This is a genomic window from Brenneria izadpanahii, from assembly GCF_017569925.1.
Classification (GTDB): domain Bacteria; phylum Pseudomonadota; class Gammaproteobacteria; order Enterobacterales; family Enterobacteriaceae; genus Brenneria; species Brenneria izadpanahii.
The window spans coordinates 2,753,926-2,773,743 of record NZ_CP050854.1 but is presented as its reverse complement, the minus strand read 5'-3'; the positions used below and the strand labels follow the sequence as shown (position 1 = coordinate 2,773,743).

14 protein-coding genes and 2 pseudogenes are annotated in these 19,818 nt (G+C 56.1%); 5 read left to right on the top strand and 11 right to left on the bottom strand.

Features of this window, described 5'->3' with window-relative positions; translation table 11 throughout:
* Nucleotides 1-8: 8 nt before the first annotated feature.
* A complete protein-coding gene (locus HC231_RS12495) occupies nucleotides 9-374 on the top strand; it encodes a peroxidase-related enzyme (protein WP_208226968.1) in 366 nt (121 codons plus the stop codon).
* A gap of 138 nt (nucleotides 375-512) precedes the next feature.
* On the opposite strand, the gene HC231_RS12490 is transcribed toward HC231_RS12495, so the two are convergent.
* Both HC231_RS12490 and HC231_RS12485 read right to left on the bottom strand, forming a co-directional pair.
* Nucleotides 513-1,160 (bottom strand): PadR family transcriptional regulator, encoded by a 648-nt coding sequence (locus HC231_RS12490; RefSeq protein ID WP_208226967.1) that lies wholly within the window; start codon nucleotides 1,158-1,160, stop codon nucleotides 513-515.
* 31 nt (nucleotides 1,161-1,191) lie between these two features.
* A complete protein-coding gene (locus tag HC231_RS12485; RefSeq protein ID WP_208226966.1) occupies nucleotides 1,192-1,518 on the bottom strand; it encodes a hypothetical protein in 327 nt (108 codons plus the stop codon).
* 152 nt (nucleotides 1,519-1,670) lie between these two features.
* Here HC231_RS12485 and HC231_RS12480 point away from each other — a divergent pair, with 152 nt between their 5' ends.
* The gene (locus HC231_RS12480; RefSeq protein ID WP_208226965.1) at nucleotides 1,671-3,233 is read left to right on the top strand and encodes a methyl-accepting chemotaxis protein; all 1,563 of its coding nucleotides are present in this window, start codon (nucleotides 1,671-1,673) and stop codon (nucleotides 3,231-3,233) included.
* Between the two features lie 214 nt (nucleotides 3,234-3,447).
* Here HC231_RS12480 and HC231_RS12475 read toward each other — a convergent pair whose 3' ends face one another.
* The 4 genes from HC231_RS12475 to HC231_RS12460 all read right to left on the bottom strand — a co-directional run bounded on the left by HC231_RS12475 (nucleotide 3,448) and on the right by HC231_RS12460 (nucleotide 11,149).
* On the bottom strand, nucleotides 3,448-7,275 hold the full coding sequence (locus tag HC231_RS12475; RefSeq protein WP_208226964.1) for a response regulator: 3,828 nt from the start codon (nucleotides 7,273-7,275) through the stop codon (nucleotides 3,448-3,450).
* Nucleotides 7,276-7,281: 6 nt separating this feature from the next.
* On the bottom strand, nucleotides 7,282-7,662 hold the full coding sequence (locus HC231_RS12470; protein ID WP_208226963.1) for a response regulator: 381 nt from the start codon (nucleotides 7,660-7,662) through the stop codon (nucleotides 7,282-7,284).
* Nucleotides 7,659-9,632 (bottom strand): methyl-accepting chemotaxis protein, encoded by a 1,974-nt coding sequence (locus tag HC231_RS12465; RefSeq protein WP_208226962.1) that lies wholly within the window; start codon nucleotides 9,630-9,632, stop codon nucleotides 7,659-7,661. The genes HC231_RS12470 and HC231_RS12465 overlap by 4 nt, the downstream gene beginning before the upstream one ends.
* A gap of 356 nt (nucleotides 9,633-9,988) precedes the next feature.
* Complete coding sequence (locus HC231_RS12460) at nucleotides 9,989-11,149, bottom strand: phosphotransferase (protein WP_208226961.1); 1,161 nt, start codon at nucleotides 11,147-11,149, stop codon at nucleotides 9,989-9,991.
* Nucleotides 11,150-11,898: 749 nt separating this feature from the next.
* On the opposite strand from HC231_RS12460, the gene HC231_RS12455 reads away from it, so the two are divergent.
* Complete coding sequence (locus HC231_RS12455; RefSeq protein WP_208226960.1) at nucleotides 11,899-12,432, top strand: hypothetical protein; 534 nt, start codon at nucleotides 11,899-11,901, stop codon at nucleotides 12,430-12,432.
* Between the two features lie 32 nt (nucleotides 12,433-12,464).
* Here the strand turns inward: HC231_RS12455 and HC231_RS12450 are convergent, their stop codons facing one another.
* On the bottom strand, nucleotides 12,465-12,668 hold the full coding sequence (locus HC231_RS12450; RefSeq protein ID WP_208226959.1) for an Hha/YmoA family nucleoid-associated regulatory protein: 204 nt from the start codon (nucleotides 12,666-12,668) through the stop codon (nucleotides 12,465-12,467).
* A 276-nt stretch (nucleotides 12,669-12,944) separates the two neighbouring features.
* On the opposite strand from HC231_RS12450, the gene HC231_RS12445 reads away from it, so the two are divergent.
* Entirely contained in the window at nucleotides 12,945-13,781 is an 837-nt protein-coding gene (locus HC231_RS12445) for a YdcF family protein (RefSeq protein ID WP_246494478.1), read from the top strand.
* 61 nt (nucleotides 13,782-13,842) lie between these two features.
* Here HC231_RS12445 and HC231_RS12440 read toward each other — a convergent pair.
* From HC231_RS12440 to HC231_RS12425, 4 genes and pseudogenes are all read right to left on the bottom strand, one after another.
* Nucleotides 13,843-15,497 (bottom strand): annotated as a pseudogene (locus HC231_RS12440) (alpha,alpha-trehalase).
* A gap of 437 nt (nucleotides 15,498-15,934) precedes the next feature.
* Nucleotides 15,935-17,358 (bottom strand): annotated as a pseudogene (otsA, locus tag HC231_RS12435) (alpha,alpha-trehalose-phosphate synthase).
* On the bottom strand, nucleotides 17,355-18,146 hold the full coding sequence (gene otsB / locus HC231_RS12430) for a trehalose-phosphatase (protein WP_246494838.1): 792 nt from the start codon (nucleotides 18,144-18,146) through the stop codon (nucleotides 17,355-17,357). Before otsB ends, otsA begins: the two are co-directional and overlap by 4 nt.
* Nucleotides 18,147-18,669: 523 nt before the next feature.
* Nucleotides 18,670-18,819 (bottom strand): hypothetical protein, encoded by a 150-nt coding sequence (locus HC231_RS12425; RefSeq protein ID WP_208231508.1) that lies wholly within the window; start codon nucleotides 18,817-18,819, stop codon nucleotides 18,670-18,672.
* 376 nt (nucleotides 18,820-19,195) lie between these two features.
* Between HC231_RS12425 and HC231_RS12420 the strand changes: the two genes are divergently transcribed.
* Entirely contained in the window at nucleotides 19,196-19,813 is a 618-nt protein-coding gene (locus HC231_RS12420; protein WP_208226957.1) for a TetR/AcrR family transcriptional regulator, read from the top strand.
* Nucleotides 19,814-19,818: the final 5 nt, after the last annotated feature.

Sequence of the window (19,818 nt, the reverse complement as noted above, 5' to 3'; positions counted from 1 at the left end):
GAAACGTTATGTACAGCCGCGGGGGATTGGGGCGTGCGGAGCGGGAACTTGGCGCTCTGACTGCTTCGGCCGTCAATGGCTGCGCCTATTGCGGTTCGGTCCACGCCCGGCGCTATGAGGAACTTTCCGGGCGCAATGACGTGGTCGGCACTCTCTATACTCAAGGTCTGGACGGTGAATTCGATGGTTACACCCAGGCAATCGTCGATTTTTGCCGGGCGCTGTCGCAAACGCCGATTGCCGTGACTGCGCAACATATTCAGACTTTGCTGGCGCAGGGATTGAGTAAGGCGGATATCGTCGATTTGCTGCATTCAGCGGCTATTTTCGGCTGGGCCAACCGCCTGATGCATACGCTGGGACATGCGGAATAGGATTGCCATCGTCTGTAGGCTCAATGCCGGGAGAAAATACCGGGGCGAGGTTCCCGCTGGGATGCCTCGCCCCGTGGCGGCTCTGGCGTTACGGGTATCGCGACCCTTATTAGCCTACATCCCGATGTTATGCGAAACTCAGTCAAGCTGGGCAATTTCCGCGGCGGCGTTGTCAATGATGCCGATAATCTTCTTCAGCGTTTCTTCATTGCTATCCTCGCGGTTCACCTTGAGGTCCAGTACGGATTTGATATTGTCCAATGCCCGTTTCATCTCTGGATGTTGACGCAGCGCCATGCCGGCGATGCGCGCCTTGATGCGTTCAAGGATCTGCTGTAGTTCCTCTTTACGTTGCTCAAGATACTGGCGGCCTTCGTCGGTGATATCGAATTTTTTCCGGCCGTTCAGTTCATCGGTAATGGCGATCAGGCTCTGTTCCTGCAGAAAATCGAGCGTCGGGTAGAGTACGCCGGGGCTGGGGGCGTAATGGCTTTCGGTCAGGGATTCGATCGCTTTGATCAGCTCATAGCCGTGGCTGGGGTTTTGCGCCAGCAGATCCAGCGCCACCAAGCGTAGCTCGCCATGGGCGAAGAGGCGCTGGCGGCGGTGCTGCGCGCCATGTCCTTCTTCCCGGTGTCCACGCCGGCCGTGGCCGCGGCCATGACCTCGTCCCGCTTCCTGTTCTCTACCTTCTACGCGATCGCGCTTTTTACCTTCAGCCCGGTGGTTGCGATCCCTCATTTCCTCGTTCTGATCCTGTCCGTCACGAAAGTGATGTTTACGCATGGTTATCTCCTGTTGTTTTAGATATATCTATTTATATCTTATTTTGTTTTTGTGTCAACATTTTTGCGGGGATAACAAAATGGGTTTGTTTTATCTCATTATATATTAATGATATTTTTAATTTTAAAAAGACATCAGGCAATATTCGGGTTTCCATGAAATTAGATAGGATGAGCAAGGTTGTGGCGCAGTTCGGCGCGGCGGGGAAAAAGGCGCTGATCCCGGCGCGGCGATTTTCATTTTTTCGATAAGATTCAACTAAAAACCGCCAATTTACATAGTAATGGAAATAATTATCACTTAGGTTATTAATGGCTATAAAGCATTCCAAATCAATGCCGATATCATTCAGTGACATGTCATCAATCTTTATGCTTCAAGAATATCCTCACAGGTAGGCCGTGGAAGACGATCATCCGGCGCGCAAACTTCCCGTATTCCGATCGGGAAGGCCTGCGCGCTGTGCGGCGGATAGCCTGATTTACGTGCAATATATTGAAGAGAAATATAATGAAACTACAAACTCGAATTATACTGTTGTGCGGTGCAATGCTACTGGGATTATTGGCTCTTTCGGCCGTAGCATTAAATACCTTGTATTCGTCGATGATGAAAGAGCGTATCGGGCAACTTACCACGCTGGTGGAATTGGCCAAGGCTTCAGCGCAAAAAACCTATGAGCGGGAGAAGGCCGGCCAGCTTTCGCATGAGGATGCGCTGAACGAAGCCAAGCGCGCCATCGGCAGTTTTCATCAGGGTAATCGCTATTTCTTTGTGCTGGGCTACAGCGACGATGTGAACTATGTACACCCCGACGCCAATCGCGTCGGCATCGTTGATGCGAATGGCGGCCGGGAAGCCGGGGTGCGCAACCGCGCGGCTCTGCAAGGGAAGGCCTTCGGCATGACGCAGGGCAAGGGCATGCGTCCCGGCGCTCAGGAACTGGTTGATAAAATTTACATTATCACCCACTTCGAACCCTATGACTGGATCATCGGCACCGGCGACTATATCGATGACATTCAGCAGACATTCTGGCATAACGCCCTCCGGCTGTTGGCCATTGTCGCGGCGCTGCTGGTGGCGATCGCTCTGCTGGCATGGAACATGCTGCGCACCCTTTTGCGCCAGTTGGGCGGCGAGCCGCAATACGCGGTTAATGTGGTGCGTCAGATCGCCGACGGCAATCTAACGGTGGACGTGCAGACCCGATCCGGCGACCAGAGCAGCATTCTGTACGCCATTCGCGCCATGCGCGATAACCTCTCCCTGTTGGTAAGCCAGGTGCGCAGCAGCACCAATTCCATCACCACCGCGTCAATGCAGATCGCTTCCGGCAACGAAGATCTGTCATCCCGCACCGAGTCGCAGGCCAGCGCGCTGGAGCAGACCGCGTCGGCTATGGAGCAACTGACCGCCACCGTGCAAAACAATGCGGAGAATGCGCGTCACGCCAATGAGTTGGCGCAGTCCGCTTCCGGAGTGGCCGGACGCGGCGGTTCGGTGGTCAGGCAGGTGGTGGATACCATGGATTCGATCAACGCCTCGTCGCGTAAAGTGGTGGATATCATTGGGGTGATCGACAGTATCGCCTTCCAGACCAATATCCTGGCGCTGAATGCCGCGGTGGAGGCGGCGCGCGCCGGAGAGCAGGGGAGAGGCTTCGCGGTGGTGGCGAGCGAGGTGCGCACGTTGGCGCAGCGTTCCGCGTCCGCCGCTAAAGAGATCAAAGGTCTGATAGATGATTCGGTGTCCAAGGTCACGGAGGGAACCGATCTGGTGAAACACGCCGGTTCCACCATGAGTGAAATCGTCGAAAGCGTGCAGCGCGTTACCGCGATGGTGGCGGAAATCAGCGCGGCCAGCGAAGAGCAAAGCTCAGGCATCAAACAGGTTAATCAGGCGGTATCGCAAATGGATCAGAGTACGGAGCAGAACGCGGCGCTGGTGCTGGAAGCCCTGGCTGCGGCCAAATCGCTGAGCGATCAGGCGCAGGAGCTATCGCGCACGGTAGACCGCTTCCGGACGGAAGAATCCGCCGATTATCTGCCGGCCCTGGCGCATCAGGGCTGATTTATTGGTCGTTAGCCGGTCTCTTAGCCACATTCTTATACGGGCTAAGAGACGGTTTCGTGCGCGGTAAAGCCGCCATTTCCTGCGATGTCGCAGCACGCGCCCGACGCTGGAGGATCAAGCTCCGCCGTCCTACGAATCAGGGCTGCGGCTAAATGCCGCCGCCGGGCCGGCGCTATTGAAACGAGGCGGTCTCTCGGCAGGGACGCCGCCGTTACCGGTTTTGCAACTCCTGAATAATGGCGAGGGCGGCATCGGTATCGAAGGCGTTCATGGCGTCGCACAGCGGTTGAATCTGCGGACCGAGGCGATCGCGATGGCGGGCCAGCAGGGTATCGAACAGGTCTAACGAAACCATATCGCTGGCCTGCAACGCAGCGGCCAGTTCCGCCAAATCCGTCCCCAGCGTGCCGTCATCTGTGGCCGTTACGCCGTCATCCCTGCGCGCATGCTCTTTTTCTGCGTCGCCATGCCGCCGCAGCCACGTCTGCTGCGCCGCCAGCGCGCGCGTCAGCGTTTCGGGCAGCGCCGCCGCCTGCCGCTCCAGCGCCGGACGATCTTCGCCGTTTCTCGCCAGTTGTTCGACGGCGGCGCAAACGGCCGTCAACTGGAGGGCGCCGCTGGCGGCGGCGATGCTTTTGAGCTGATGCGCCGCATCGCGCGTTTGCGCCGCATCCCCTTCCTCCAGCGCCTGAATGATGCGTTGCGTCAGCTTCCGGGCCGCCGGGGCGAAATTATGCAGTAGCTGGCTATAGAACGCCCGATCCTGCCCCAGTCGCAGCAGGGCGTTTTCCGCATCCAGCTCGGTTTCCATCGCTGGCGCGCAAGATGGTTTATGCGGCGCTGGAGAGGGAGAGGCGGTGGCGGGCAAGCGCCCGATATGGCGCAGAATGATGTCTATCAGTTCCTCCATATGGAACGGTTTGCCGATATGGCCGTTCATCCCCGCGTTCAGGCAGTCTTCCCGGTCCGACTGCATGGCATTGGCGGTCATGGCGATGATCGGCAGCCGGTCGAAGCGCGGTTCACTGCGTATCGTCTGCGTAGCCTGCAAACCGTCCATTATCGGCATTTGCATATCCATCAGAACCAGATCGTAGGCGTCTGGCGCGGCGTCCAGCGCCTGAACGCCCTGTAAACCGTTGCTCGTCACGCTGACCTGCGCGCCTTCCCGCGCCAGCATCCGGATCGCCACATCCTGATTGATTTCGTTATCTTCCACCAGCAGCAGCCGGAGCCCCGCCAGCCGGTGTTGCTGCGCCGGCGCGTCGGCGGGATCCTGTTGGTGTTTGCCCTGAATGGCGTTCCAAATCATGGAAAATGTGATCGGTTTGCACAGTATCGGCAGGCCGTCGCGCGGCGGGCAGGGGGTCGACGACAGCAGCAGGATCGCCGGCGGGTTAGGTGTAGCGCGCAGCCGCGCCAGCAACTGCTGGTAGTCCGGGGCATCCACGCTTAGCAGCGCCAGCGTCGGTTGCGGCTCTACGTCGAGCGTCGTCAGCGCGGAAGGCACATCGTTGCCGGCAACCACCTGCCAACCGCCGTAGTTTTCCAGCAGCTTACCGATCGCCGAACGGGACGCCGGATGCGGTTCCAGCAGCAATGCCCGATGGTTTTCCCCCGGCAGGGCGCCGTTTACCGTCTGGCCGTCGTCCTGATGCCCGGTTATCGACGGCGCGTCAAAAATTTTCTCTGAAATCTTTTTCACCGGTTGCAGCCAAATCTGGAACCAGAAGCGGCTGCCGCGGCCTATTTTGCTTTGCACCTGTAGCTGACCGCCCATCAGCGACACCAGCCGGTGGCTGATGGCCAACCCCAGGCCGGTGCCGCCATAGCGGCGTGAAATAGAGGCTTCCGCCTGACTGAAGCCGGTAAAGATATGCGCTGTGGCGTCCGCGCCGATACCGATACCGCTGTCCTGCACGGCGAATTCCAGCAGTACGCCTTGTTCGCCGTATTGCAATACGCGCAGTTGTATTCTTACTTCGCCTTTGGCGGTGAATTTTACCGCGTTGCCGCCCAGGTTGATCAGGATCTGTTTGAGCCGCAGCGCATCTCCCAGCAGCAACGGCGGAATGCCGGGATCTAGCTCATACACTAGCTCCAACCGTTTGCCGCTCAGCGTGCCGGATAAGATGGTTGAGACATCCGTCAGCAGATCCGCCAGTTTGAACGGCTCGGTATCCAGCAGCATCATGCCGGCTTCGACTTTGGAGAAGTCGAGAATATCGTTGAGGATGTCCAGCAGCGAACGCGCCGCCCGCTCCATTTTTCGCAACAGGTCGCGCTGTTCGGTGTTGATGGCGGTATGCTCGATCAACTGCATCATGCCCATGATGGCGTTCATCGGCGTGCGGATTTCGTGGCTCATGTTGGCCAAGAAATGGCTTTTGCTGCGTGAAGCGGCGTCGGCGTCTTCCAGCGCCTGGTGCAGATCGGTGACGTCGATCCAGAACAGCACCCGCATGCCGTCTACGGTGGTGACGCCAACGCGTTTAAGCCAGCGCCCGTCATTGAGCTTCACCTGCTGATGGTGGACGTGCCGCCGCCATAGATCGAGTTGATGCTGACGCCATCTTTCAATGCCTTCGGCATCCAGGCTGGTGTTCGTCTCAATCGCCAGTTGTATCACCTGCTCGACGGAGATGCCGGGTTTTATCCGATGGCCTTTATCGCCAAACATATCCTGATAGCGGTCATTGCAGAGCACCAGCCGATCGCCGGCGTCATACAAGGCAAACGACTCGTCCAGCGCATCGATAGCCGATCTCAGCAGCCGCTCGCTGGATTCGACGCGCAGCCGCGCCTCCACCTGGGCGCTGATGTCTTGTACCGCGCCCACCAGCCGGTACGGCTTGCCATGCAGATATTCTACCTCTCCGCTCAGGTTGACCCAGAGCGTCCGGCCGTTTATCAGGGTGAGCGGCATCTCCTGGGTGAACGGTTCGCCGCTCTCCATGGTATGGCGGATCAGATCGCGGTAAGCCGGCCACTGCCGGCGCATGATGCGCGGCATTAAGGTCTGCATCTTGTCCAGACACATTATGTGGTCGGCGTCGGAAAGCCCCAGCAGATTGCCCGCGCCTTTGGTGAGATAGAGCGTTTTGCTCTCCGGGGTGTAGTACCAGCCGCCGACGCCGGCGATTTTGCCGGTGCGTTCCAGCATATCGAGGCTGAGCTTCAGCGGCGTGATGTCGGTGCGGATCGACATGTATTTCACCGGACGGCCGCTTGCTCCCAGCATGGGCGCAATGACGCTGTCCAGCCAGTAGAGCGAACCGTCCTTGGCGTGGTTGCAGATTTCGCCGTGCCAGATATCGCCGCGGGCGATAGTGCTCCACATATTGCGCCAGAACGATCGGTCATGGATGCCGGATCTGAACATGCTGTGGTGGCGTCCGATCACCTCATCGGCGCGGTAGCCGCTGACTTCCAGAAAACGGTCATTGACCTTGGTGATATGCCCTTGCAAATCGGTTTCGCTGACGATGGCGTAACGGTCGAGAATATCCAGAACTGCCTGGCGGTCGCGCAGCGCGAGTTGCGTCATCTTGCGTTCGCGGCGCTGCTGGTCGATATCCACCTGTACCACCAGATAACCGGTGAACGTCCGCCTGGATAGCCGCGGAATAAGGCGGTTCGCCGGTTTACGCAGCGGATGCAATTCCACAATCATGCAGCGCGCCTCGCCGCTGGCCAAGCGAAACATCAGGTCGATACGCAGTTCGCGCCGCCCGGTAATGGCGTTTTCGATGGCGGCCACCGGCGCGTCGTCCGCCGCCTGTTGGCTTAGGAAGCCGGGCCAATGGCGATCCGCCAGATCCTCGGCGCCGAAACCGGTGGTATCGCCGTAGGCCTGATTAACCCACATCACCCGGCCATCCGGACGCAGCAGGCAGGCGGCGTCGCTGCGCAGCCGCATCATACCGACCATGTGACTCATATCGGTCAGATCGCCGCGGCGAAAACCGTACCGGTACAGCGCCGCCAGCAATAGCGTTATCGCCGCGGACGTCGCGGCTCCCCACCAGAAAGCAGCCATGTCGGTTTAGTTCCCGCCCAGTTGCGCCAGCTCCGCCTGTAACGCCGTCAGAGCAAGTGGTTTTTCCAAAAAGCCGTTGGCGCCGAGATCCAGAAAATGGCGCTGCGTCTCCTCGCCGCGGTGTCCGGATACCATCAGTACCGGAAGGCTCGGCGCGCCGGCGCGCCGCTCCTGCGTGCGCAGCGCGCGCAGCGTATCCTCGCCGCTCAGCTTCGGCATGTTGATGTCCAACAGCATCAGGTCGAACTGCTGCCGCCGCACCAGTTGCAACGCTTTTTCGCCGTCTCCCGCCAGCGCGCCGGAATGCCCCAGTTCGCGCAGCAATCGGGCGGCGATACGCAGATTCAGCACATCGTCATCCACAACCAGCACCCGCAACGCCGTCATGCGTCACCCGACAGCGCATGGATCGCCTGTACCAATTTCTGGCCGCGATCGTACAGCGGTTGGCTGGTGCTCAGCTTTTGTTCCGCCTCGCTCATCTTTTTGCGGTTGATCAGGTCGACCACCGCGCCCACTTCGCTGTGAAACGCCCGGTGGGCGTTGACCAGCGCTTCATATTCCGGCGTGCCTCCCCGCTGCGCCTTGCCTGGGCCGTTTAGCCAAGCGCCCAGGGCGCAGCTATCGTCGCGTCCGGCCTTGGTATCCAGCACCAGCTTGCGGTTGATGGCATTGCGCAGCGTGACGCGCCACTGCCGGTGGTTGGCGATGGCCTGTCCGAAGTCGAGGCGTCCGTCTTCGCCGATGACGTCGCGCTTCTGGGCCAGGCGCAGTTCGCCGGAATCCACTTCCGCCAGCGTGGTGTCACGCTCGGTAAGACGAAACACCCGGATGGTATTGTGCACCAGCGCGACCTGCCGGTTGAGGGCATTGGCCGCGGAAGCCAGATCGTCCACCATGGTGGCATTCTGCTGCGTGATGGCGTCCAGGCCGGCGATTTCGCCGTTCACCTGACCGACGCCGACGGACTGTTCGCGTGCGGCGGTATTGATCTGTTCCAGCATGGCGCTTACCTGACTTACGGCGTCGGTCACGCCCTGCATGCGATTCAGGGCATCGGCGGCGCGCTGGCTGCCTTCATCCACCCGCGCGCCCGATTCTTCGATCAGGCCGCGCACCTCTTTGGCCGCGTTGGCGGTACGCTGCGCCAGCGCCTGGATTTCCGTCGCCACCACCGCGAAGCCTTTGCCTTTTTCCCCGGCGCGCGCGGCTTCCACCGCGGCATTCAGCGCCAGGATATTGGTTTGAAAAGCGACCCCTTCGATCACCTGGATGATATCCTGAATGCGCCGCGACGACTCTTCGATAGCCTGCATGGTGTTCACCACGCTTTGCACCGCGTCATCGCTGCGCAATACCGCCTCGGCGGTGTGCCGGGCATGCTGGGCGCCGTCGTTGGCCAACTGGGTGGTTTGCTGAATGGTGCGATAAATCTGTTCCATGGCGGCGGCGGTCTGCTCCAGGCTGCCGGCCTGGGTCTCGGTGCGGGTCGCCATGTCTTTGTTGCCGTTGGCGATCTCCTGGGTGCCGCCCAGCAGGTTAGCCACTTCATGGCGCACGTCCCGCACCACTGTGCGCACTGAGACATTGAGCTGAGCCAACGCCAGCTGGATTTGGGCGATTTCGCCGCGTCCGGTCACCGGAACGAAGCGCGTCAGATCGCCGCCCGCCATCAGGTTGGCGACGCTCACCACCTGACGCAGCGGCGTTATGGTCTGACGCATCAGCAGCCAGGCGGAGAGCGCCGCGCAGCCCGCCGCCGCGGCAGCCGCGCCCCATAGCGGCGCGCCGGCGACTTGAGCCAGCAGCGGTCCGCCGGCCGCCAGCACGCTGATAACTATAATGTGGCCGCGCAGCCCTGGACTGAGTCCGCGCGCGATCCTTCCCGTCAGGGTACGGCGCACCAGTTGCCCGCGATGCAGGGTATGACGCCGGCGGCCTAGTTCCGCCTCCCGGCGCATGACGGCGTACAGTTTCTCGGCGGCGGCTATCTCCTCATCGGGCGCCCGCGAGCGCACGGATAGAAAACCGATGGTGCGATCGCCATCGCGCACCGGAGTGACATTGGCGCGAACCCAGTAATAATCGCCATTTTTGCGCCGGTTTTTTACCAGCGCCGTCCAGGGCAGGCCCGACTTGATGGTGTCCCACATGTCGCGGAAGGTTTCCTGCGGCATATCGGGATGACGCACGATATTGTGTGGTTGGCCCAGCAGTTCCTCGCTGGTGAAGCCGCTGACATTGATGAAATTCGAGTTACAGTAGGTGATATTGCCTTGCAGGTCGGTGATGGAGATAAGTGTTTGATCGCCAGGAAAAATGTAGAGGTTTTGGGTTATGGGCAAATTCTTTCGCATTTTTGAGGCTCAGTGATATTTCCGCAGATAATAGGTAACTATCGGAAACCATCGGCCGATCTTTAACAAAGTTAAATATTTTCGTTAGTTGTTGCAGGCTGATGACGAAATACGGAACATCGCCATTAATGACCCCTCACGGCCTCATTTTTGCCAGAGTTAAAATTCAACTCATTAAAAATGCAGAACTTTTCCCTCCGCAGTGAAGAAGAGAGCCTAAAGGTTTGTCAGCGATGATTGCCGATCATTCTCAACGGCACCGCCTTGCATCAACTCGACAGAGCGGATTTATGCAAGGCGGCAGGCGATTGAATCTTAGGAATCAGGAGGATTCAGCTATCAAGGGAACCTCCGGATCAGCAAAATGCATCAAGGGTATCCAGATCGTCCATCGCGGTGGCGATCCGGTGGATAAACGCCAGCGTGGTATCCCGCGGCTGCATATCAGGAAAGCCGGGGGGCGGCGTCAGGGTCACCGTCCACCAGGTTAATGCGCTTATCAACTGTTGGCGATAGATTTTCCAACCCTCGGCGAAGGAAACCTTCGGACCGCCCGCGGCGTGCAGTTCATTGAGGTACAGGCGCACCAGATCTCGCTCCCAGGCTCGTCGGTCTTCCACCGCCAGAGAACAGGAAAGGGTATAGGCCAGATCGCGTCCCCAATGACCGCGGCCGCCGCATTGCCAGTCGCAGAGCCCCAGTTCGCCGTTGCTGGTGATGTACCAATTCTTCAAGTGCACGTCGCCATGCGTCAGGGTATGCGCGGCACTCTGGTGAAAGGCGACGGATTGCAGGGTTGCCGGCCAGATTTCCGCGTGGCGCCGGTACAAGCGTTCGGGGATCACCGATTCCGCTTCAAGAAACCCCTTGCTGGAGCCTTCTTTTATGCCGATATCCAGGGTATTGGCGAAAAACTGCGGCCAGGTCGGTAGTACTTTGATCACCGCCTGTAGGTGCGTCATGGCGTAGACTCGTCCGTGCAGACGCGCCAATAGTTGTATCTGACTTTCAGCATGGGTGCGGGAGATGACGGTTTTGTGGTCGCAGAAATGACTAACCGAGCCGCTCAGATCGTTGAGGATGATAATCGAGTTAAAAGATTCCGGATCTATATGCGCATGGAAACAATGTGGAGCCTCAATGTCCAGATGCGGACGGATATCCCGAAAGAAAAGCACTTCGGACAGCGCGGCGCCCGATATTCCCAGAACGATACGGTTTTGTAGTTCCTGGGAGGCTTTGCAGAATAGCTGCTCCGGCAGACCGAGCGAGCGCCCGGTATCGTTATAGATGATTCGGATTTTGCGGCGGTTCGAAGAGCCATTATCCGGCGCGCCGACATAGTGTTTCAACACCCTGGCGCCGGGATGCTGATGGCAAAGGACATTGGTTAACCATTGGTCAGTGATGGATTCATAGGACAGCGGCAGATCCGTCGCCTCGACGGCTATCCGCTTGTTCCGCATATCTAGTTCGTAGGCGGTCTGGATACGTTTCAACAGGGTCTCGATGCTCATTTGGTTTCCCTCACATGAAATCGGCGAGTCGGACACTGGAAAATCACAGGTATCGTATTCCGGCAAACTATTTTGTTGCTCCTGCGATCTATCTTTAGTGCCGGTTTATCCGTGGCGGTCAGAACGCATATTCCGGCAAACCACGGTTTATATCCTTTTATTTTTTCGATGATTTTAATTTTCTCTGGAATACCTCCATTATTATCTGTCGTTTAAAATTAAAATGATTGTTTTATTAAAGTTATAAAATGAATTTGTTTAATGCATAATATTATTTTTTATATTGTTTGCTGTTTGATTAATTAGTTTATTATATGAATTTTATTTTTTATCTATTTAATGTTGCATAGATGGCTAGGCGGCGTATATCGTTTTTTTACTATCAGTAAAGAAATAAAATCTCGATGGTTAAATCGTCATTTTTTTGATCTAAGGCAATCAATCGCTTGTGTCTGTTTATGCGCGTTATATTTTTATTTTATATTAGAGTTATATATAAATCTTTTAACTTGATATGCCGGGGCGAACAAATTTTCATTTTTCTGTCTTTTTTAGAAAATAATCATTAGGTTAAGCTGATTAATATTATTTAAGAGGAAGATGAATTTATGACAATACATATCTATTGTGTTGCGCGGCGTTCATTCCAACAAATCGCTCCTGCCAGTAACTGACATACTGTCGGAAAAATGGATAAGGTAGTGGCGCGGGAGAGTATGGGTCCAGACGGTTAAATTGAGGCAATCGTTATGATAAAGCCAGTGGATATTTTGGAAATGCTTAAAGGCGGCGATCGGCGATCCATCGGGCTTGCCGACCAGGCGGCGGCGCTTGCCAGGTCTGATGCTGATGTTTTTGCTCAACTTATTCACGGCATCAGTCATCCCGATCCCGTCATCGCGATGCGCTGCGCCGACGCGGTTGAAAAAGCCTCCCTAGCCAGGGCGGATCTGCTTGCGCCGCATAAATCTCAAATGCTGAAATTGTTGGTCACGGCCTCGCAACCTGAACTGCGCTGGCATATCGCGGCGATGGTTCCGCGCTTATCGCTGACGCCGGACGAATCGCGAAAGGCTTTTTCGTCCCTGGTCGGCTATACGGCCGATCGCAGCAGCATCGTGAAGACTACAGCCATGCAGGCTTTGCACGATCTGGCGCTAAACCACGTTGAGTTACGCCGTGAGGCGCTGATGCACATCCGGGAATTGGCCGTTATCGGTACGCCGGCAATGAAAGCCAGAGGCAAGAAACTTATTCGGTCAATGGAGCGGGTGTGCGGATAGCGAGTTAAATGCGAGGCTTTTCCTGCGCGGCATCAAACAACATTTTTCCAGGCCGTGGCGGGAACCCGGTCCCATAACCGCTGATGAATGATTTCCGCCCGCCGGTGATCGCAGGCGCTTTCAAATTCGCTTTGCTCGGAGGCGGGAACCTTCTCTTGCATGTGCTCATACACGCGCTCCAGCGTATCCAGATTGCTGCAACGTCTAAATTTCATTAAGTATTCGAGTTTCGTCATCTTTTTTATCCTTCCTTTTTTGCCTTACATATATAGGCCGTTGGCGTTTTTTCAAGTGGGAATCGTTGTTTGGTTTTTACGTCCGATTTATTCGCGCTAAATAAAGGGGCGGGGGATATGGTTAAGCGAACGCGGTGCGAAAAATAGCGGCGGTACGTTGAGTCTCGCGGATAATAGCCAAATTGGGGCGGCTGGAATAGAATGCCTTCAGCACTAGGCGGATTATTTATGTCCAGCGTAGCTAAAATGAGCAAAGTCTTTTGGGGATCGTGAAATATGAATAGCGATGTTTCAGCGATAGCGAAATTGCCGCCAATGCCGGCCGACGTTATTGACGCCGTGAATATCATTGCCGCCTGGCTTGCCATCGATGATTATTCTTCCCGCCGGGACGAATTAATCGCCGACGCGATTGTTCTGACCGGCAATGCGGTATTGACAACCATCGACGGCGCTTGCTCCCTGGCGAAGACCCGCGGTATTCCTTTGATTATTTCCGGCGGTATCGGCCACTCCACCGGCTTGCTTGCCGCGGCGATTGAAAAGCATCCCCGCTATCGGGATATCGATACTTCCGATACGCGCCCGGAAGCGTGCTTGTTTCATGATATCGCCGCCCGTTTCTGGGATTTGCCCGATGAACAGATCCTGCTGGAAAGCGCTTCGCGGAATACGGGGGAAAATGCGAAATTTACGCGTGATTTGCTGGAAAAAATACAATTTGAACCGAGAAATATTGTCCTTATTCAAGACCCCTTGCTACAGCGCCGGGCTTACGCCACATTTTGCCATACGTGGTCGGATTCGGTTAATAGACCTGCTTTTTTCAACTGGCCGACCTATATTCCCCGTCTGATTGATAGCGCGGATGGCGTCCGTTTCTCTGGCGATGGTAATGGCGGCCTCTGGGATATCGATCGTTTTATCTCCTTATTGTTGGGCGAAATACCACGCCTGCGGGATAATGAGCAAGGATATGGGCCAAGAGGAAAAAACTATATTTGCCATGTCGATATCCCCAAACCGATTGAAGACGCCTGGCGCTATATAATGCGGCACCCGCGGTTTTTAACGGGCGAATGGCGCGAACACGCCAATATTATGCCGAGTTAAAACCGCGCCAGATTAAAAAATACGCTCGGTCAAAAATGATGCGGCCGTTGTTGGCAAACCCTCATTCGAAATTTTCTCCGTAAAGACCGATCAGCCGGCGGACCACGCCGTTCGTCCAGCCGAAGCCGTCCTGAAGCGGATATTCGCCGCCGCGGCCTTCGCGCGGCACGCCGCCGATGATATGGTATTTTTCAATCAGCTTATGGTGCTGCCGGTAAAAAAGATTCACCGTCGTTAGCCAGTTGCGGGCGATTTCATCGCCAAGCTGGTCATGGCCGTACATTTTAAAGCCCTGAATCGCCATCCATTGCATCGGCGCCCAGCCGTTGGGTTTATCCCATTGCTCGCCGGTTTCATACTCGGTAGTCATCAGCCCCCCGGAGTGAGCAGGCGCGCGCGCACCGCTTCAGCCAGTCTGTCGGCCTGTTCGTGGGTGGCCAGCCCCACATATAGCGGCACGATGCTGGCGGCGGAAAAAAGCCCCATCCGCTGGCGGTGCCAGTCATAGTCGCGGAAACAGCCTTCCTCTTCGTCCCACAGATAGCGGGTGACGGCCGCGCGGCGATTTTCCGCCCGCTGGCGAAATAACGCCTCCGTTTCTTTATCTCCTTTCAACACGGAGATATTGGCGATGGCGCCCTCCAGCTTGTACAGAAACGCATTGAGATCCACCGGGATAAACTGCGTGGTGCGGATACTGGCGAGACGGTACGCATCACGCAGCCAGCGCGATGAGTAGTCCCAGCCCGACGCGGCGCCCGCCCGCAGATCCCGGTAAACCTCGTTTGCCGGACGGCCCGATTGCTTCGCGGTTTCCACATCTTCCAGCCAGGATTCGTCGCGCGGGGTGTCTCTGTCATCCCAATAGCGGTTAAGCAGCGAGCCGTCGGGCAGACACACCACGTGGCGATAGGCCTGATTCAGCCCCAGCGATTCGGCGCCGTCCATCCAGAAGGCATACTCCATCAGCAGATGGTCCAGATAACGGCGGGCGCCGCGCACGCCGTCTTCCTCAAACAACTCCACCATCAGCGCGAATACCGGCGGCTGCGAACGGCTGAGGTAATAGGTGCGATTGCCGTTGGGAATGTGGCCGTAGGTTTCAATCATCCAGGCGAAATTATCCGCCATGCAACGCAGCAAATCGTTGCGGCCGCTTTCCGCCAGCCCCAGCATGGTGAAGTAGGAGTCCCAGTAGTAGGCTTCGCTGAAACGTCCGCCCGGCACAATATAGGCCTGCGGCAGAGCCAGCAGCGACGACCACGGAATATGATCTTGAGGCTCGCGCGTCAGCACGCCCCATAGTTTATCTATATGCTCTTTAAGGGAGTCCTCCGGGTTGGAGACGTAACCGTTGCTATGGTCTTCCGGCAGCCAGAAGTGCTCTTCGACAAACTGTTTCAGGTCAAAACCGGGTTTGTTTTTCATCCGGCGATAGCGAATGAGAATATCCAACGGGTCAATTTTGGGCGCGCAATCGGGGAACGTTTTACTATCGGTAAAAATACGCGAAGATTGCACGCGTTCGAACAGTTCCAGATAGCGATCGGCGGGCGTTAGCGCATCGGAAGGGGGCAACCCTTCGATCATTTCTGGTTCCGGCTCCGCTTCAAGCATGTTATCCGGTGTTAATTCGACGGGGTCAAGTTCATATTGGCGATTTGGGTCGATATCGAACTCTACTGATTCAGCAACGTGTAATTTCGAATTGAACATGTGCTACAAACCTCAGCATTGCGTCGTAAAAATACGGGACGTGGCCCGGGCTTCTCTCTATTAAGTGTAGACATTCGCCTCATCACTTACAGCAAAAAGTGTGCTATCTATCACGTTTTTCTCCGCCGCGCAGGGCGTGAAAGCGCTATAACCCATTATTTACAATCATAAAAGCAACAGTTCGGCATGCGCACGCTAAACCGCAATTTAGCGTCTTTGATTTGCAACGGTTTATGAATAGCCCCGGCGGGAGACTAATACAACTCGTTTAAGCCAGGATTTAGGGGGAACAGGATGATGGGGTTTCCGCAGGGACGCCTCACGCCGTGGCCGCCTGCGCCTGCGGTATCCCGTTCCTTAAACGAGCGGCATTAGGCGCAGGGGCCGGGTTGATAGGGATGAGATGCCGCCGGCCGAAGCCGGGACGGCGCTCGGCGCTATAATCCCGCGACGTTGGCGACGGCGCTATGTCCGGCGCTATGCGGCTGGATAGCACGCAGATCTTTTAAGTAACTGTCACACCAGTGGGCGATATCATTTTTGCGCAATATCGCCATCAGCTCGTTGTAACGGGCGATACGCTCGTCTCGCGGCATGGTCAGCGCTTGATCCAGCGCCGCCGCCACTTCATCCCGATCGTAAGGGTTGACGATAAGCGCGGCGGTCATCTCATTGGCCGCGCCGGCAAAGCGCGACAGCACCAGCACGCCCGGATCGTCGGGATCCTGCGCCGCCACATACTCTTTCGCCACCAGATTCATGCCGTCGCGCAGCGGCGTGACCAGCCCGACATCCGTCAGACGGAATATTTTCATCAGTAGCCGGCGGTCGAAATGCTGATTGAGATAGTAGAGCGGCGTACTGTTCAGCGTACCGTATTTGCCGTTAATTCTACCGACCTCCATCTCCAACTGATGGCGGATATCCTGGTACGCTTGCACATCCCCGCGCGAGGTTGGGGCGATTTGCGAATAACGCACCTTGCCGCGATGCTGCGGATAATGCTCCAGCAGGGCTTCATAGGCGAGGAAGCGTTCCGGCAGCCCTTTGGTGTAATCCAGGCGCTCGCAGGAAATAATATTTTGCGCATCGCCCAGCTCGCGTTTCATGGCGGCTATCTTGGGCGGCAACGGTCCTGACGCCATCTCCTGAATGTTGTCCGGCGCGATGCCTATCGGATAAACCTCCGTCATAAAGGTATTGCCGAAAGCGCGATGGGTTTTCGCCCCGATCGGCTGCAATGCGGTCAGTTGCCCAAGGTTATCAAGAAACGCCATCCGATCGTTTTCCGTTTGGAAGCCAAGCAGATCATATTCGCACAGCATTTTCAGCAGATCTTCATGGGTGGGCAGCGCATTGAAGATTTCCGGCGTGGGGAAGGGGATATGCAGGAAGAATCCGATACGGTTATTCACGCCTATTTGGCGTAACGCGGCGGCAAACGGCAGCAGATGATAGTCATGGATCCACAGAATATCATCCGGCTTAATCAACGGCTGCAACCGTCTGGCCAGCAGCGCGTTAACCCGGCGGTAGCCTTCCCAGGCTTCGCGCTGAAACTGCACCAGATCGATACGATAATGGAATGCGGGCCAGATGACGGCATTGGAAAACTGACAATAATAGAGGTCGTAATCATTTTGATTGAGCGGAACGGAGGCATAAGTGATGCCGTCATTTTCCAGTAGATTCAGGTCATCCTCATCTTCACCGGATATTTCACTTATCTCTCCGTTCCAGCCAAACCACAATCCCCGGTGGTTTTCAGTGCATCCAGAATACCTACGGCCAATCCGCCAGCGCTAGACTTCGACTTATCAGGAATAGCGATGCGGTTAGATACGACAACCAGACGACTCATAACCTTAACTCCTTTCCGACGTTATCATGCTTTAGTTGTAATAGTATTTGTTCAAGCCAGTGGTAAACGTCCGTTACCTGTTTGAGGCGGTAGCGGGCATGGCCTGAACCGTCTCCGACCTTAACGGAAACGCCTTGCATGGCGTTCACCGCCAGAAATCCTTTCTCATCCGTAAGATCGTCTCCAATAAAAACGGGAATGCGCCCGTTGAAAGGGGCTTCCCGCATAAAGGCGTTAATCGCCGCGCCTTTATCTATCCCTTGCGGTTTTATCTCTACCACGCACTTGCCGGGTTGCAGCGTCAACTGGGGAAACTGCGCCACGGCGGACTCCGCCAGCTTCAATATCTGCGGCCGATACGCCGCCGCCTGGCGATAGTGCAGCGCGAAGGCCATGCCTTTGGCCTCCAGCAGCGCGCCCGGCATGGCGGCTATCGCCTGCTCCAGCATCCGCCGCAGCGGAACCGTCACTTCAGCCGGCAGCGCCAGGCGATGCAGGTTGCCCTCGCCGTCGCGCCGTTCGGCGCCGTGAACGCCCGCCAGCGGCAGCTTAAGCGGCGCAACCAGTTTATCAAGCTGTTCGATGGGGCGGCCCGACACCAGGGCCAGCGCGCCGCGGCATGCGGCCGACAGCGCCTGCAAGTTGTCGCGGACAGAGGAAGGGATGACAACGGCGTCCGGTTGCGGCCGAATTTCCGCCAGCGTGCCGTCTACATCGAAAAAGAAAGCATATCGCCTGCCGTCGGATACAGGGAGAGGGGGCGAGTCTGCCGTATTGTCTGTCTCTATGGTGGTCAAACCGATTCTCCTGTCTGCATAGTGTTCGCACTGCACTGTGTCGCATGCTGTATGGCATTACGCGGCCTATCGTCGCGGTGCCGCTACGGGCGCATCGAGTGAAGTTCTAGAATCGCATTCGCGCGAGGAGCGTCTGATGTCACGGTGATGAAGGGATATGCCGCAACGGAAACAACATGGACATGCGGCGCATGGGTAGGATAAAACCGTTTATTTTCGATAAATCCGTTGATAAACACGCTCTACAACCGAATAAATATAACCCAAGAATCACAACCCGACTGTGAACATCATTGCAATTCATTGTAGACGCTGCTGGTTATTTGTCCAGACGTTCGGCCTTTCTCACCGCCGCCGGCCGTCGGCGCATTGCGGTTTTTTCCTCTCGCCGCCGCCTCAGTGACGAGTCAGGCCCGCGTTTACCGTTTCAGGAAAAAACAGCCGGCGCAGACCGCGCCGGATGGGAAGAGTATCATCCGTGAAGCGATGGCGTTATACCTTCACGGGCCGGGGGTTAACGCCAGCGATCGTGTGAGCGATGGGTTTCATGCCAGCGGTTATCATCCTGGTGATGGCGATCCGGATGGTTATGTTTGCCCACGACAATACAGCCGCTGAGCAGAAAAACGGAAAGCAGGCAAATGGCGGCGACTAGCTTTTTCATAATCATTTCCTTCTTTGTCAGGCCGTTTTATCGGGTGAACAACGGGTGCCACATTGATTTATTTAAAACTAAACGGTTTGGTATAGTTTATGGGGTTGTTAGTGAAAATCAACGTGCATCGCAGGGGAAATGAATAATTAAGATTATTCCTTTCGCTGTAAATACGATGAGTAATTTATGGTTTTAAATTAATGGATTATGTTATTTAACGCTGTGTTTTGGTCTCTGAGTGCGTTTTTACTGCTATCCGGGGTAATTGTCTTACCGCCTTAGCCTTAGCGGGACAAATGTGGCATACTCGGCCAATAAACCATACTGTTTAGTTATTGATATTCATTTTCCTGATAAGGAAGTTTAGTAAATCAACGGAGGCTGCATGAGGACATTAACAGAAGAGCGGCGACAGGCCATCATCACCGCGGCGGCGCAGCTTTTCCTGGAAATAGGGTATGAGCGCGCCTCAATGAACGAAGTGGCGAAGCGGGTCGGCGGCTCCAAGGCGACGCTTTATAACTATTTTACCTCGAAAGAAGAGCTGTTCGAAACGGTAGTCCGTACCTATAGCGCCCGCTTTTTGACGGAAGCCGCGGCTGAACTGACGATGCCCGGCAACGAGGCGCTTTCTCTTGAGCAAAAACTTACCCGGTTTGGCGAGCGTATGCTTCAAGCGCTTACCGGCGATAATCAGGCGTTGCAAATCTACCGTGTTGTGGTGGGTGAGGCCGGACATTCCGATATCGGCATTCTGTTTCGGGAGTCCGGGATCCAGGATAGTATGGAAAAACTTGCCCAGGTGATGGGCGAGGCCGTACAGAAAGGCGAGCTGATTGAGCAAGAGCCGATGCTCCTCGCAATGCAGTTCGCCGCGCTGGTTAAAGCCGAAACCGATGCGTTGATCTTTCAACGTGAACTGCCGCATTTTACCCCTGCGAAAATCCAGCAGATGGTCAAAAACGGCGTCCGGCTGTTCCTTAATGGCGCGGTGAGAAGATAAACATA

What these genes read in the sequence shown, in the direction of transcription:
- HC231_RS12450 (WP_208226959.1), bottom strand. Translation starts at nt 12,668, where the DNA reads ATGACGAAACTCGAATACTTAATGAAATTTAGACGTTGCAGCAATCTG.
- HC231_RS12445 (WP_246494478.1), top strand. Translation starts at nt 12,945, where the DNA reads ATGAATAGCGATGTTTCAGCGATAGCGAAATTGCCGCCAATGCCGGCC.
- HC231_RS12460 (WP_208226961.1), bottom strand. Translation starts at nt 11,149, where the DNA reads ATGAGCATCGAGACCCTGTTGAAACGTATCCAGACCGCCTACGAACTA.
- HC231_RS12475 (WP_208226964.1), bottom strand. Translation starts at nt 7,275, where the DNA reads ATGGCTGCTTTCTGGTGGGGAGCCGCGACGTCCGCGGCGATAACGCTA.
- HC231_RS12470 (WP_208226963.1), bottom strand. Translation starts at nt 7,662, where the DNA reads ATGACGGCGTTGCGGGTGCTGGTTGTGGATGACGATGTGCTGAATCTG.
- HC231_RS12495 (WP_208226968.1), top strand. Translation starts at nt 9, where the DNA reads ATGTACAGCCGCGGGGGATTGGGGCGTGCGGAGCGGGAACTTGGCGCT.
- HC231_RS12455 (WP_208226960.1), top strand. Translation starts at nt 11,899, where the DNA reads ATGATAAAGCCAGTGGATATTTTGGAAATGCTTAAAGGCGGCGATCGG.
- HC231_RS12490 (WP_208226967.1), bottom strand. Translation starts at nt 1,160, where the DNA reads ATGCGTAAACATCACTTTCGTGACGGACAGGATCAGAACGAGGAAATG.
- HC231_RS12485 (WP_208226966.1), bottom strand. Translation starts at nt 1,518, where the DNA reads ATGTCACTGAATGATATCGGCATTGATTTGGAATGCTTTATAGCCATT.
- HC231_RS12465 (WP_208226962.1), bottom strand. Translation starts at nt 9,632, where the DNA reads ATGCGAAAGAATTTGCCCATAACCCAAAACCTCTACATTTTTCCTGGC.
- HC231_RS12425 (WP_208231508.1), bottom strand. Translation starts at nt 18,819, where the DNA reads ATGAAAAAGCTAGTCGCCGCCATTTGCCTGCTTTCCGTTTTTCTGCTC.
- HC231_RS12480 (WP_208226965.1), top strand. Translation starts at nt 1,671, where the DNA reads ATGAAACTACAAACTCGAATTATACTGTTGTGCGGTGCAATGCTACTG.
- HC231_RS12420 (WP_208226957.1), top strand. Translation starts at nt 19,196, where the DNA reads ATGAGGACATTAACAGAAGAGCGGCGACAGGCCATCATCACCGCGGCG.